General features: G+C 56.6%; 13 protein-coding genes. 2 read left to right on the top strand and 11 right to left on the bottom strand.

Annotation, left to right across the window (positions count from 1 at the left end; genetic code table 11):
- Positions 1-40: 40 nt before the first annotated feature.
- Genes sctU through sctW form a run of 11 tightly spaced genes read right to left on the bottom strand, consistent with a single transcriptional unit; the run spans position 41 to position 10595 of the window.
- Entirely contained in the window at positions 41-1120 is a 1080-nt protein-coding gene (gene sctU / locus A0G03_RS02325; protein ID WP_048259957.1) for a type III secretion system export apparatus subunit SctU, read from the bottom strand.
- Positions 1121-1133: 13 nt separating this feature from the next.
- On the bottom strand, positions 1134-1934 hold the full coding sequence (sctT, locus tag A0G03_RS02320; RefSeq protein WP_048259958.1) for a type III secretion system export apparatus subunit SctT: 801 nt from the start codon (positions 1932-1934) through the stop codon (positions 1134-1136).
- Positions 1935-1940: 6 nt separating this feature from the next.
- Positions 1941-2201, bottom strand: a complete 261-nt coding sequence (gene sctS / locus A0G03_RS02315; protein ID WP_009112548.1) for a type III secretion system export apparatus subunit SctS — start codon at positions 2199-2201, stop codon at positions 1941-1943.
- 7 nt (positions 2202-2208) lie between these two features.
- Positions 2209-2862: a type III secretion system export apparatus subunit SctR gene (sctR, locus tag A0G03_RS02310; RefSeq protein ID WP_048259959.1), complete on the bottom strand. Its 654-nt coding sequence runs from the start codon at positions 2860-2862 to the stop codon at positions 2209-2211.
- Positions 2859-4052: a type III secretion system cytoplasmic ring protein SctQ gene (sctQ, locus tag A0G03_RS02305; protein ID WP_048259960.1), complete on the bottom strand. Its 1194-nt coding sequence runs from the start codon at positions 4050-4052 to the stop codon at positions 2859-2861. Before sctQ ends, sctR begins: the two co-directional genes overlap by 4 nt.
- Positions 4049-4570, bottom strand: a complete 522-nt coding sequence (locus tag A0G03_RS02300; RefSeq protein ID WP_048259961.1) for a type III secretion system HrpP C-terminal domain-containing protein — start codon at positions 4568-4570, stop codon at positions 4049-4051. Before A0G03_RS02300 ends, sctQ begins: the two co-directional genes overlap by 4 nt.
- Complete coding sequence (locus A0G03_RS02295; RefSeq protein WP_048259962.1) at positions 4567-5004, bottom strand: hypothetical protein; 438 nt, start codon at positions 5002-5004, stop codon at positions 4567-4569. Before A0G03_RS02295 ends, A0G03_RS02300 begins: the two co-directional genes overlap by 4 nt.
- Entirely contained in the window at positions 4994-6361 is a 1368-nt protein-coding gene (gene sctN / locus A0G03_RS02290) for a type III secretion system ATPase SctN (RefSeq protein ID WP_048259963.1), read from the bottom strand. Before sctN ends, A0G03_RS02295 begins: the two co-directional genes overlap by 11 nt.
- The gene (locus tag A0G03_RS02285; RefSeq protein WP_048259964.1) at positions 6361-7296 is read right to left on the bottom strand and encodes an FHA domain-containing protein; all 936 of its coding nucleotides are present in this window, start codon (positions 7294-7296) and stop codon (positions 6361-6363) included. Before A0G03_RS02285 ends, sctN begins: the two co-directional genes overlap by 1 nt.
- Positions 7297-7305: 9 nt before the next feature.
- A complete protein-coding gene (sctV, locus tag A0G03_RS02280) occupies positions 7306-9408 on the bottom strand; it encodes a type III secretion system export apparatus subunit SctV (RefSeq protein ID WP_048259965.1) in 2103 nt (700 codons plus the stop codon).
- The gene (gene sctW / locus A0G03_RS02275; protein WP_048260549.1) at positions 9405-10595 is read right to left on the bottom strand and encodes a type III secretion system gatekeeper subunit SctW; all 1191 of its coding nucleotides are present in this window, start codon (positions 10593-10595) and stop codon (positions 9405-9407) included. The genes sctV and sctW overlap by 4 nt, the downstream gene beginning before the upstream one ends.
- A gap of 327 nt (positions 10596-10922) precedes the next feature.
- Here sctW and A0G03_RS02270 point away from each other — a divergent pair, with 327 nt between their 5' ends.
- Positions 10923-11468 carry an RNA polymerase sigma factor gene (locus tag A0G03_RS02270; protein WP_048259966.1) on the top strand — a complete coding sequence of 182 codons (546 nt, stop codon included), beginning with the start codon at positions 10923-10925 and terminating at the stop codon, positions 11466-11468.
- Positions 11469-11708: 240 nt separating this feature from the next.
- Entirely contained in the window at positions 11709-13178 is a 1470-nt protein-coding gene (locus A0G03_RS02265; RefSeq protein WP_048259967.1) for a PAS domain-containing sensor histidine kinase, read from the top strand.
- Positions 13179-13193 lie beyond the last annotated feature (15 nt).

Raw genomic sequence — 13193 nt, 5'->3', positions numbered from 1 at the left:
CAGGAAACAATCGTGAGTATTCACAGCACGAATTCCGCTTTCACTCCATCTCGATAATCTCGCGTTTTTGCTCGTCTTCGAGCTGACGCAAGACGCGATACACCTGCGCTACCGCCTGAAGCGTTTCGCGCGGAATATAATGGCCTTCTGGCGTGGTGCGATACAGCGTGCGGGTCAGCCAGATGAAACGAATCACCGGGATATCCGCTTTTTTCGCCTGTGCGATAAGCTCCTGCGCCGCTTTGTTTTCGCCTTTAAACAAGATGCGCGGCAGCGGGGTTTTGCCGGGGCGATAGTAGAGTCCCACCGCATAGTGCGTCGGGTTGACCAGCAGCATATCGGCCTCTTCCACTTTCGGTTTGGGACGCGGCGCGGCGGATTCATTCGCCAGTTCATGCGCCAGCGATTTGCGGTGGCCTTTCATATGCGGATCGCCTTCGGAATCTTTGTGCTCGTTGCGTAAATCTTCGTGGCTCATCCGCTGCTGCTTGAGAAAAAAATATTTTTGCATGCCGAAATCCAGTGCCGATAGCACCAGCAGCGCCGTCAGCGTGGTACGGGTAATGCGTGTCAGCAGCGCTTTCACGCCTTGCCAGAAGCCGTGCAGATCGCCATAGGCTAATTCAACCAACGCCTCTAACTCCGGCACCACCACTTTATAAAAAACCGTCCCGATCACTACCGCCTTCAGGATATTGGTCAACATTTCCACCAGCTTGCGCATCGAAAACATCTGCTTGAACTGGTTGATCGGGTTCAGTCGATTGAGATCGAGCTTCAGCGCTTCGGGCGCGAACAGCGGACCATACTGGAGCCACCCGCCCGCGATGCGTAACAGTACGGCAATTGCCGCAGACAGCAGGCAGAGCGTACCCGCCAGCACGGCCGCGTCATGAAACACTTCTTTCGCCACCTGTGCAAACGGTGTACCAAGCCGTTGCAGCGGTAGTTGCACCAGCGTTTGCAGTTTCCCCATCGTGCTGTCCGCCAGCGACAATACACACTCCAGCAGACCGATGCAGATCAGCAGCTTGGGCACATCCTGACTTTGTCCCACTTCCCCTTTGCGACGCGCGTCTTCCAGTTTTTTCTCTGTGGGTTCTTCCGTTTTCTCACTCATCGGTTCTGCCTTGTTAGCTATTCGATGCGGTAAAAAGCAGCGGGATCAGGTGCTTGAGATCCAGCAACCCCTGAAGTTTGTAGTCGCCTAAATATTGCAGCACCGGCAGATAGATGATGAAAAATGCCATCCCGACCAGACACTTAGCCGGAATCGACAGGACGAACACTTGAAGCTGTGGGCTATACAGGCTAAGTAACGCAATACTGAACTCCAACAGCAGCAGTAGCGCCACCAGCGGCCCCGCGTACACCACCAGGTGAGTAAAGGTGTCGGCCAGCAGGTTGAGATACACCTCAAACCCTTTTTCGCTTGGTGCCGGTAGCCAGGACAGGACCGGCCAGATTTGGTAGCTGTCCCAAATCAGCTGGGTTAGCCCCTTTAGGCCGATACCGATAATCAGCAGCAGAATCAGAGTCTGTTTCAGTAAATGGCCGAGCGGCGTGGCGTCCGAACCCAGCGCGGGGTTGAGCTGGCCGCCCATCAACGCACCGCGCTGGTTATCGAACAGCGCTCCGACAGATTCAAATAGCCAGAACGGCATCGCCAGAATGAGTGCAATCAGCAATCCCACCATGAGTTCTTTGAACAACAGCGCGGGAAGCATCGGCCAGGAGAGCGGCGTCAACAGAAGCTGCTGCTGCACGATGGGAGCGGGCAGCAGCGTCAGGGAAATCACCACCGCGTTGCGCATCATGCCTTTCAACACGTTGAGTGAAAAAACCGGCACCAGAATAAAGCAGGGATACAGCCGGGCGATGCCGAGCGTAATAGCGATGATAAAGTCGTAAACGTGCTGAATGGTGGCGATCATGCGGATTTATACCCCAGTCTGCGCAATCATGTTGAACGCGGTGATGGCTAATTGCATCAGCTCTACACCAATCCAGCGCCCGCAAAGCGCGAGCGTCAGCCCGACGGATATCAGTTTGACGGCAAAGGGCAGCGTCTGATCCTGCAATTGCATCACCGCCTGTAGCAGTGAAATCAATACGCCAACAATCACCGCCACCAGCAGCGGCGGTGCAGAGAGCAGTACGACCATCACCATGGCCTGACGGAAAAGCGTGATTATTTCCATCGCGACCTCACAGGTAGCTGTAGAACAGGCCGTCCAGCAGCCGCGTCCAGCCGTTGACCAGCACAAACAGCAGCAGCTTTAACGGCAGCGAGAGCGTCATCGGGGCGACCATCTGCATCCCCAGCGCCAACAGCACATTGGAGACAATGAGGTCGATGACGATGAACGGGATATAGATCAGGAAGCCGATTTTGAACCCAGCCTGTAGCTCCGACAGCACGAAAGCCGGAATCACTAGCAGCAAGTTTTGCGTATTCACCTTCTCGGATAGCGAGGCTGGCCACATTTGCAGGCTGTTCTCATGTAGATGGGTGAGGATATCCGGGTCAACATTGCGCGACATAAAGGTTTGCAGCGGCTCGAGCCCGTAGGTCACGCTGGCCTGAAGCGAGGTGATATCGGTCATATCCAGCGGCTTTTCCTGCACGCGTTTGCTGATGTCCTGAAATACGGGAGCCATGACAAATATCGTCGCCGCAAGTGCGATGCCGTACAGCGCCATATTCGGCGGCACCTGCTGTACCCCGATGGCATTGCGGGTAATCAGCAGCACAATCGCAATCTTCAAAAAGCAGGTACAGACAATCATCATCAGCGGAATCAGAGAGAGTGCGCCCAGAAAGAGCGCAAACATCAACGGGTCGAACGCGCCGGACGTCATGGTGCCAGCTCCTGTGTTGGCCGCTTATGCGTTGGTGCGGAAAAGCGCTGGGTAATCTGTAGCCCCAATCGGCCTTCCACATCGACCAGATCGCCGCTCGCCAGCGCAATATCTCCGTGATACAGCCAGGCTTGCCCCGGCACCACATCGCGCAGCGTCAGTACGCTACCGTTGGCAAGGTGTTGCAATTCCGCCAGCGTCATCGTCAGGCTGCCGCAGCGAAGTTGTAAGGTAATCGGTAGCGGTGGTAAATTTTCAGTGACGTTGTCACTCATGAGCGTAAATTCAAGCGCCGATGACTCTGAGTGGGGAGCGGTTAGCATTGTGTCGATAGCTGACGAGGGCATTGAGACAGTCTCCATGTCGGTAACGGTAAAGGTGTAGGGCGCCTGTTCTGCGAGTTGCAGCGTGCCGTGCAGACGTAGCGTGCCAGATGACAGCGTTCCCTCGCCGGACGGTGTAAACCACGGGCGGTTAGGGAGAACAATGTCGCCGGTCTGGAGCTGGTGCAGCGCGGTAAACGGCAACACGACGTCAGCCAGCGTGAGCGGGATAGCGATAGTCATTCCTGCGGGTAGCGCATGGCACTGGTGATGCCAGTCAACGCGGGAAAACAGTGTTAGCCAGACGGCGTCAGCAGCCTGCATCCAACTGCGCACGACCATCCCGTTCCAGTTCACGCTGAACCAAGCGCAGAGTGCGGCACCATTGCTGCATTGTTTGGTGCTGTGTTGTCGGGTGCCGTGCTGCTGTGCTGAATCACGTGCTTCCGAGGTCGCTCCCGTTGGATAAATTTCTCCCACCAGCGACCGCAGCACGGGGTTCAGCGACTGGTTGTAGAGCGTCCAGTACCACGCCTGTGCTGCGCCGTCGTTTTCGGTGAGGGGTAACAGTGGGCAGTCGGACAGCAGGCTGAGCACAGGAAACGGATCGGTCAGTGAGAAATTGCCGATATCGCTACGCCAGTCGCTTGCCTGTGCGGCAGAGGTTTCCTCTATCCGCTCACACTCATGCGCCAGTTGGAGGTGCAGGCGACCAGCACTCCCATCGCGAACAAAAGGCAGCGATAGTCCGGCGGCCAGCGTCGATCTGATGCGGGCGTACTGCGTGCGCATGGTCGGCAGCGTCAACGGCCTGACGTGCGGCGAGTTGAAGTAGGGGGAATTGAAGTCGGGTGAATTCTGGCTCATCGCTCATACTCTCTGGCGTCAAAACGCAGGTTGATCGGGCAATCCAGCGCCGTGGCGATTGAGCGACGGCAGGCTTCACGCCGATCTTTTAACTGGTGGTAACTTTCCCGGCTAAAGCGAAGCGAGATGTCCCAGCCGCGTGGCACCAGATTGGCTAAACGGGCATCGATGTCGCCCAACTGCGGCAGTTGCAGGCTGAAGGAAAACGGTGGCGCGCAAATGTTGTCCATCGCCTCAATCAGCTCGCATTGCAGTGACTGCCATTGTGACGGTGTCACGTTTTGTGGGTTTTCTGGTGCCTCGCTATGTAGCGGCAGCGGCGGACTGATGGAGTTGCCTGATGGCAATGCGATAGGCGTTTCCTGATAGAACGCGTCTTCAAAGCCGTCTGAAAACGTGAAGGCTTCCCAGAAATCTGTATGTTGCGGATCGTCTGCGCGCGAGGATTTGCCGTGTAGTGCGGTCTGTGCATTCTGTGTTGCCTTGGACTCGGATGACGCAATCTGTCGGTTATTCATACGTGCTCCTGAGGTAACGTAAGCAGATATTCCAGTTTCTCCACCGCCTTTTGGCATTGGCGGGTCGCGTTGCGGGCGTCATCAACCTGACGCTGCTGATCGTCGTGCTGCTGCTGTGTGGCCTGAACCTGCTGCGCTTCAGTCGCTATCTCGCCGAGTAAGCGCTGTTCGGCGGCAAGGTGTTTTTTCAGGTGTTCCAGCGTTTGGCGTTGTCCCTGGGTTTCTCGGGCAAACGCGTCACGCTGCGTGTGGCTGGCCTGCTGCAGCGCCTCGACCTGCTGTTGGTGATGGCGTTGCTGTTCCGCAATCCTGATAAGCTGCTGTTCCTCCTGCCGCTGCTGGCGCTCGCTGCGGCTTAAGCGCTGGCGGCGTATCGGCATTAGCAGGTTCAACACGCTTTGTAACTCGGCATCGCGTTCGGTGTTATGGGGCATAGCGGCTGACTCCGGCGAGCTGTTGTTGAATCACGCCATAAGGCATCGGTTCACGCATCGACTGGCGCAGAAACTGTGTGATCTCGGAATGGGCGTTGACTGCCGAATCGGTCAGCACGTCATGACCGGGCTGGTATTCGCCGAGGCGGATCAGCATCTCAACCTGCTTGTAAGCCGCCATCAGACGCCTTACGCCTCCCGCATTGCGGGTGTGATCGGTATCCACAACGTTACTCATGGTGCGGCTCAGGCTGGCGAGCACGTCGATAGCCGGATAATGCCCCTGTTCCGCCAGACGTCGGGCGAGCACGATGTGTCCGTCAATCAATGAACGAACTTCGTCTGCGACGGGATCGTTCATGGAATCCTGTTCGATCAGCACGGAATAGAGCGCGGTGATGGCACCGTCCTCCGTTTGTCCGGCACGTTCGACCAGACGCGGCAGCAGCGTATAGACCGACGGCGGTAGCCCGCCTCGCCCCTGCGGTTCCCCGAGCGCCAGACCGATTTCACGCTGGGCACGAGCAAAACGCGTCAGGGAATCAAGAATCAGCAGCACCTGACGGCCTTCGGCGCGGTAGGCTTCGGCGATGGCGGTGGCAGTGAAGGCTGCGCGGGCGCGCTCCATGCTGCTGCGGTCGGAAGTTGAACACACCAACACGGTGCGGCTGCGCAGCTCGTCGTCCAGTTCGTGGTCGAGAAACTCGCGTAGTTCGCGCCCACGTTCGCCAATCAGCCCGAAAACGATGGCGTCGCACGGCGTATTACGCGCCAGTTCAGCCAGTAGCGTGGTTTTACCGCATCCCGCACCGGCGAAAATGCCGACGCGCTGACCCTGACCGATGGTCAGCAGGCCATCGACGGCACGTAATCCGGTGGGAAGCGGTTGGATGATGCGCGGTCGGGAGGTCGGCGGCGGGGCATCGCCCAGCACCGGCTGCGTGCGGCCCGTAGCCTGACCTGGTTCGACAAAGGCGCTCTCGCCGCCGTCTTCCAATGCCCGACCAAATCCGTCCAACACGCTGCCCAGCAAGCGTTCCGACACCTGAATGCGGTGTGGTTGATACAGCGGCGTCACGGTCGCACCTTGTGCGATGCCGTCCAGCGCACCGAGTGCGGAGAGAAAGGTATTGTCCAGGCTGAATCCCACGATTTCGGCCATCATCTGGCTGTCATCCTGACGCGCCACCCAGCACAGATCGCCAATACGTGCCTGCGGCAGGCTGCACTCCAGCAAAATACCGCTGACGGCCATGACGCGGCCTTTTTTCTCCACCGGCGCGTAACCTGCCAGATGCTGGCGCTGCTCGGCGACCCACTGATCGAGCAGCGGAAAAGAAGAAGGTTGTGTCTGCATCACCAGTTCACCGTTATCTGTTGTCTGCCGCTGAATTCAATCTGGTGTTCATCAATTCTCACCAGACGCAGGTTGTCGATCTCATCGCCGATGAAAAAGCGCTGTCCATCCGCTGTGACGACATTGGCGCGTGACCCGCTGGTGACCTGAACGATCTGAAACGGCAATTGCTCCGTTTTCAGCTGTGTCCGGTTATCAACGGATAGCGCGGTTCTATAACGTTGGTGGAGTTGGGCGAGCATCCGTTCCAGCTTTTTTTGATCGTCTGGCGTTAATTGCCCGGTGAGCGTGAGGCGATCCTGATACGCCGCCACTTTCACGGCCGCGCTCAGCTCCCGTTCCTGCAACATAATGCGCAGCGTGCTTTCTAACTGTGGCAGCGTGCCAAGTGGCTTGCGGGTATCCTGCGGCGGCGGGGCGGCAGGCATCGCGACACTCTCCTGTAGCTGCCAACTGCCCACCATCACCAGCAGCAATGCGCCAAGCAACAAGTAGCTGGCTTTGGCCCACAGCGGCAGGCGTGGCGCGGGTGCAGTAGTAGGCATTGGCACTGTGGTATGAACCGGTGGGTCGTCAGCCGGGATATCCGTAGGGGGAACATCCTCTTCCGCAGCCAGAGGCGTTTCATTGTCATCAGGCCAGGGGGTATCGGCGGCTACGATGCAGAGCCAAATTTGCCCCAGCGCAAATGGCGTACCGGGCGGCAGCGCGTTGAGGTATTCGACAGAGTGGCCTTCCGCATTACACAAGGAGCCATCCTGTGCGCTGAGCGCCCAGCCGTCCGCGGTTTTCTCCAGTTGTCCGTGATAAGGCGCAATACCGGGATCGTAGAGCACGAGATCGGCATCATCGGCTGCACCGATGCGCCAGGCGTTTCCGCAAAGCGGCAGCGCCGCACCACGATGTAAACCAGTCAGCACGCGTAACTCAAACATGATGTCTTCCTATGCGCTAAAGGGATCGGGGGAATCGTAAAGATCAAGGCGTCCAATGACGTTGATCGACAGAGTGGATTCCAGTTCGGTGAAGGACAGTACGGGGACGTGGTGAAATTCGTCCTGTAGCAGCGTGCGTAGCGGGCTGCGTAAATCCTGCGCTACCAGCACCAGACTGCTTTGTGACGAGAGCGGTGGAAACGCCTGCCGCAATTGGCTGAGCAACGTTGAGGCGTAGTCCTGCGTCAGGGCGAAGAAAGTTTCGTTCTGCGTCTGGCGTAGCGCATCACGCAGCAGTTCTTCGCTTTCCGGCGTCAGTAGCCAGACGGCGAGGTTGTTTTCATCGCTGTACTGGTGGCAAATTTGTGATTTGAGTGCCAGACGCACGTAGTCGGTCAGTGCCAGCGTGTCCCGTTCGTGTTGGCCGACTTCAATCAGCGCTTCGGCGATAGGGCGCACCGACCGCAGCGGTACACGTTCGGAAGCCAGCCGTTGCAGTACGCTGGCAAAACGTGAAAGCGGCATGATGCGCTGTAGCTCCTGCGCCAACTCCGGCTGTTCACTCTCCAGCCAGGCCAGAATAGATTTGGTTTCCTGCAAGCCGATGAACTGTGAACCCGTGCGGTGAATGGCCTGTTCCATGCGAGCCAGAATCAGTTCATCTGATGTCCAACGCGGCACGTCGTCCGGCTGCTCAGCGACATGCGCTATCGGCAGCCATAGCCACTGGCTTTCATCCCGTAGCGTGTGGCCCGGCGTGGCGATCGTCGCGTCAGCCTGTTCGATGGCACCACTGGCAACCGCCAACTGGTCGGTGACAAACGTGGCTTTAACATAGGGAATTTCATAGACGCAAAACTGGAATTCATCTTCCGCCAGACGGTCGCTGAATTCGATATCAAAGGACGGCAGCGTAAAGCCAAAACGGTAGACCAGCCGGTTACGTAGACGACGGATATTTTGCACCAGCGCCGTCGCTGTCGGCTGCCCTTGCCAGACGGGATGAAATAGCAGCAGGTAGGCGCGTGTGGGGTTGAAACGCCGCAGATCCTGATAGCCGTTCTGTTCGGCAGGCATGTTATCCGCTTCCAACTGGCTGGCATCTAACTGCCCCTGTTGCTTGATGCGCCAGAGCTGAAACAGACCACTGCCGAGCGAGGACAAGCTGATGGCGACAAACACTAGCGTTGGCATCCCCGGCAGCAGCGCAAAGCCAAACATGCCGATAGACGAAATGATCCACGCCTTGGGCTGGCTGGTGAGCTGTTCAGCGATTTCTCGACCAATATTGGCATCCACTTTTTGCCCGTCGGCCGAGACGCGAGTAATGATCATCCCGGCGGTCAATGAAATCAGCAGTGCCGGAATCTGGGCGATCAGCCCATCTCCGATGGTTAATACCGAGTAGACGTGCATGGCATCGGACGCGGCCATATTGTGTTGCAACACGCCGATGGCAAAGCCGCCGATCATGTTGATGAACACGATAACCAGCGACGCAATCGCATCGCCTTTAACGAATTTCATCGCGCCGTCCATTGCCCCGAACAGCTGGCTTTCTTTCGCCAGATTTTCCCGCCGCTGCCGTGCCTGATGGGCTTCGATTAACCCTGCGCGGAGATCGCTGTCGATGGACATCTGTTTACCGGGCATCGCATCGAGCGTGAAGCGTGCCGCCACCTCGGCCACACGTTCAGAGCCTTTGGTGATGACCAGAAAATTCACTACCGTCAGAATCAGGAAAATAACCAGACCGACCGCCAGATTCCCGCCCACCACGTAGTTACCGAAAGCCTCAACGATATGGCCGCCGTCCTGCTGGAGCAGAATTTGGCGCGTGGTGGAAATGGAGATCGCCAGCCGGAACATGGTGGTCAGCAGCAGTACAGCCGGAAACGTCGAGAAAGCCAGCGGTTTAGGCAGGTACATCGCCAGCACAATCAGCAAGGAGGAGGCACAGATATTAAGCGCGATCAGTACATCGATCAGCCCGGTGGGCAGCGGGATGATCATCATGAAAACGATAGACATGACGATCACCGCGCCCACCACCTCCGAGCGCTGCATCGCGCTCAGCGCAATGCGATTTAGCCAGATAATCAACAGATTCATGGCTGCCCCTTATCCGGCGTGTGCGGGGGCTGTTTTGGCTGCGTCAGATCATCATGCTGAGTACTTTTGACCTGCTGTTTCTCGTATTGGGCGATATCGCCAATCATGCCGCGTATTAGTTGCAGCGCCGTTTGCCGATTTTTGCTGTCTCGCCACAGCGGATGTGGCAGGTCGCTGACGAGCGGCAGCAGGGCGCTGAAAAACATGGCTTGATGCTGCACCTGGGTACCGGCGACTTCCCGACCGAGATTATGCAGATCGCGGGCGTAGGCACCGTTGGCGCTCAGGCCAATCAAACGACGCGTCAATTCCACGGCACCCAGCGTAAATGCGGGCACTTTGTTCGCTAATCGAGTGAGCAGCGTCTGGCTGGATGACAGCGTGTGGCTCAGGTGACGGGAATCGTTGAGATTGCTCAGCATCTTACTGAGAACGGCTTTTGAAATAGACGGCGTCAGTGAGGCAATATCCGCCGCTAATGCGCGCTGCAACGTGCGCAGCCCAATGGAAAATGTCGCAGCATCAAAGCGTTCCAACAGGGAATCCAGCAGCGCACTGGCCGACTGCTGATGCACGATTTTCTGGTAGTACAGCTCGCGCATCGCCTGTTTTTGTTCCGGCTGCGTACTGAACAGTGCAATGGCCGTTGCCGTATTCAGGCCAGCCCGAACTTCCGGTCCTTTCTCTTGATGCAACTGCTGTAGCGCATTGTCTGCCGCTGTTGCCAGCTCAGGCTGCTGCGCGGATTGCTGTTGGATGTGGCGCAGCAGAATATCCCCGCGTGCCGGATCGTTGCCTGCGGCCTCCAGCACTGCGTCAAGAGATGGAGAACCTTGCCGCATCAACAGATCGCGCATGCGGCTTAGCTGCTGATCGAGGGTACTTTGCGACGGATTTTCCAACATTTTGAACAGTTCCGTCAGTTTCTCGATCCGTTCGACGTTGGCAGTGGCGCGCGCTTCTGGCTGCTGGGCGATTTGACGCCGATTCAGCGATTTACTCCTGCGTTCGGCCTGCTCGCCAAACGCCATGGCCACTTCCTCCATTGAGGTCGAAAGCGGAGAACCGGGTGAAGCGTGTAGCGAACTTGTTTGCTGTATCGCAACCTGTGGCACGGGATCGTCATCCACGACGACAGGGCGCGGCAGGGCGCTGCTAGTGGGGAGAACCGTCGGTATTTTGATCATGATGTCATCCTGAATGAATCGGCTACGTGTCGTGGTGTGAACGTGCAGTGATACGCATGTATTGCTGTGTGGACGCAGAAAAGGATGGGTTCCCCGATGTGAAGTCATCGGAGCAGGCTGAATTTGATGGCGGATTGGATTAAATGCCGTTTTACTGATTGCAATAACTTGCAATTTCACGCCGTTGGCGTTGGCAACAAGTGGCGCGATAAAAAGCAAAGTAAAAAATAACTGATTAAAAATCAGTTGGATAAAAATTATTCCGGGCTGGCACAAGGCTTGCTCTTCCGTTTTTGCCAATAGGGCACAACAACGGAGAGTCAGCAAATGGAAATGTCTACCCTGAAACACACCGAACAGACCCCTTCGCTTTACCCGGCGCTAGCTGTCGATTGGGAACAGGTGTTTCGTCAACACGGAAAGAAATTGCATAACTTTATCCGCAAACGCGTCAGCAACCATGATGACGTTGAGGATTTACAGCAAATGACCTACCTGGAAGTGCTCAAACATCAGGATAAATTTGCGGGGGCATCGCGGCCGGAGACGTGGGTGTTCGGCATTGCTCTTAATCTGGTGCGCAACTATTTCAAACAGGCACGACAGCGCGCTCAGGAAATGGGCGATGAGATGCTGGAACATATCGCGATAGAACTCGACCCCGGCGCCATTACCGAAAGCCAGCGAGCCCTGAAACGCGCGATGGATGCCATCGTCTCATTGCCGGAGGATACCCGTCAGATGCTAATGCAACTGCTGGACACCGATGCCAGCTATCAGGATCTCGCATTGCAGTTGGGGATCCCCATCGGTACGGTGCGGTCACGACTGTCTCGTGCCCGCGGTGTGATCCGTCAGGCCGTTGAATCCTGACGCTATCCCACGGGACGAAAGGACGTGTCTGCCGCCGCCGTTTTTCACTGCTTGATGTGGTGACCGCCTGATTCAATAGGGCGGTTGCCGCTCAGGACGCAGGCCGCACACCGTGGTATCAGGTCGCATTTAGCCGTTGCAGGGTTTCCTGTCCATCTTCTGGAATGTTGAGACGCCGTATTGCGCGACCTGCACGGCGGGTGGCTGCACCAATGTCTTAATTCAAATAAGGAGATGGCAATGATGTTTACCCAACCTTTTCGTTCCGATGAACAAACCAAGGCCCCCGAACTGGAGCTGGTGGATTTTGCGTTTAGCCGTATCAAGGACGCGATTTATATCGTCAATTCAGATCAGCGTTTTTGTTATGTCAATGAGGCTGCCAGTCAGACGCTGGGCTACAGCATCGCGGAATTCATGCATCTGAGCGTTGCCGATATCGATCCCTGCTGGGCCGCCGAGCACCGTTCGCCTGACTGGTTGCAGGAGTATGAATCTGGCGTGGGCACGACGTTTGAAACCCGGCACCTCACACGTTACGGCATGACGATTCCGGTCGAGGTCAATCTAACGCATTTCCAACATAAAGGACGCAGCTACAGCATGTGTGTAGTCAGAGATATCAGGGAACGTAAACACATCGAACAGTTGGCTTACGCGAGGGATCAGGAATTTCGCGCGCTGGTAGAAAATTCACCGGATTTGATTATTCGCTTCGATCCCGGCCTGAATTGCCTGTATGCCAATCCTGCCAGTTTGAAACATTTGGAATTTACCGTAGAGCAGCTTCGGGGGCGAATGATTACGGAGCTGATGCCCGGAGCGGGGTGCGCCATCCGCATGGAGCAGTTGGTGAAGCAGGTTCTTGATACCCGCAGCAGTGCGGAAGGCGAAGTGATGGAAGAGCTAGGGAAAGGCGATCAGCGTCATCAGAATATTCACCATATTCGCTGCGTGCCGGAGTTCGACCAGCGTGGCGCACTGGTTTCCATTCTGACCGTGGGGCGAGACATTACCGCTATTCGCTATGCGGAGAAGAAGCTGGCCGATTCACATATGCAACTGCGCTTGCTGGCACGTCAGCGTGAGATTTCACGCGAGGAAGAGCGTAAGCATATCGCACAGGAAATTCACGACGAGCTAGGGCAGCACCTGACCACGATTCGCATGAGCCTGTCGCTGATGCGCATGTGCTTTGCGAAGGAAAATCCAGAGATGCAGGCGCATCTGCAAAAGCTGATGCAGCTGGCTGACCAAACGATTCAGGTGGTGCGCAACGTCTCGACGCGACTCAGGCCGAATGTATTAAACATGGGGCTAACGCCCGCGCTGGAATGGCTGTGTGACGAATTTAATCGACACTATAGCGCAACCTGCCTGCTGAGAACGCCGGGGGAAACGTTGGCACTGAACGATGAAAGCACTACCGCGGCATTTCGCGTCGCTCAGGAGTCGTTGACTAACGTGGCGCGCTATGCGGCTGCCACACAGGTGATCATTACGCTGGAAAACCAGCAGGACTGCGTCGTGCTGTGCATCAAGGATAACGGTAAAGGGTTTGATTCCCACGCGAAAAATAAAAACGCCTTTGGCCTGATGAGTATGAAGGAGCGAGGTCGCATGCTGGGGGGCGAAGTCATCATTGAAAGTGCGCCCGGCAAAGGTACGCAGGTGCAGTTAACGTTTCCTAAAAATGGCTATATCCGTTAATCACGGGACAAGAAT

Source organism: Pectobacterium peruviense (assembly GCF_002847345.1).
Lineage (GTDB): Bacteria > Pseudomonadota > Gammaproteobacteria > Enterobacterales > Enterobacteriaceae > Pectobacterium > Pectobacterium peruviense.
This window is presented reverse-complemented; position numbering and strand designations above follow the sequence as displayed.

What these genes read in the sequence shown, in the direction of transcription:
- sctQ (WP_048259960.1), bottom strand. Translation starts at nt 4,052, where the DNA reads ATGAGCCAGAATTCACCCGACTTCAATTCCCCCTACTTCAACTCGCCG.
- sctW (WP_048260549.1), bottom strand. Translation starts at nt 10,595, where the DNA reads ATGATCAAAATACCGACGGTTCTCCCCACTAGCAGCGCCCTGCCGCGC.
- sctN (WP_048259963.1), bottom strand. Translation starts at nt 6,361, where the DNA reads ATGCAGACACAACCTTCTTCTTTTCCGCTGCTCGATCAGTGGGTCGCC.
- A0G03_RS02270 (WP_048259966.1), top strand. Translation starts at nt 10,923, where the DNA reads ATGGAAATGTCTACCCTGAAACACACCGAACAGACCCCTTCGCTTTAC.
- A0G03_RS02300 (WP_048259961.1), bottom strand. Translation starts at nt 4,570, where the DNA reads ATGAATAACCGACAGATTGCGTCATCCGAGTCCAAGGCAACACAGAAT.
- A0G03_RS02295 (WP_048259962.1), bottom strand. Translation starts at nt 5,004, where the DNA reads ATGCCCCATAACACCGAACGCGATGCCGAGTTACAAAGCGTGTTGAAC.
- A0G03_RS02285 (WP_048259964.1), bottom strand. Translation starts at nt 7,296, where the DNA reads ATGTTTGAGTTACGCGTGCTGACTGGTTTACATCGTGGTGCGGCGCTG.
- sctR (WP_048259959.1), bottom strand. Translation starts at nt 2,862, where the DNA reads ATGACGTCCGGCGCGTTCGACCCGTTGATGTTTGCGCTCTTTCTGGGC.
- sctU (WP_048259957.1), bottom strand. Translation starts at nt 1,120, where the DNA reads ATGAGTGAGAAAACGGAAGAACCCACAGAGAAAAAACTGGAAGACGCG.
- sctT (WP_048259958.1), bottom strand. Translation starts at nt 1,934, where the DNA reads ATGATCGCCACCATTCAGCACGTTTACGACTTTATCATCGCTATTACG.
- sctS (WP_009112548.1), bottom strand. Translation starts at nt 2,201, where the DNA reads ATGGAAATAATCACGCTTTTCCGTCAGGCCATGGTGATGGTCGTACTG.
- A0G03_RS02265 (WP_048259967.1), top strand. Translation starts at nt 11,709, where the DNA reads ATGATGTTTACCCAACCTTTTCGTTCCGATGAACAAACCAAGGCCCCC.
- sctV (WP_048259965.1), bottom strand. Translation starts at nt 9,408, where the DNA reads ATGAATCTGTTGATTATCTGGCTAAATCGCATTGCGCTGAGCGCGATG.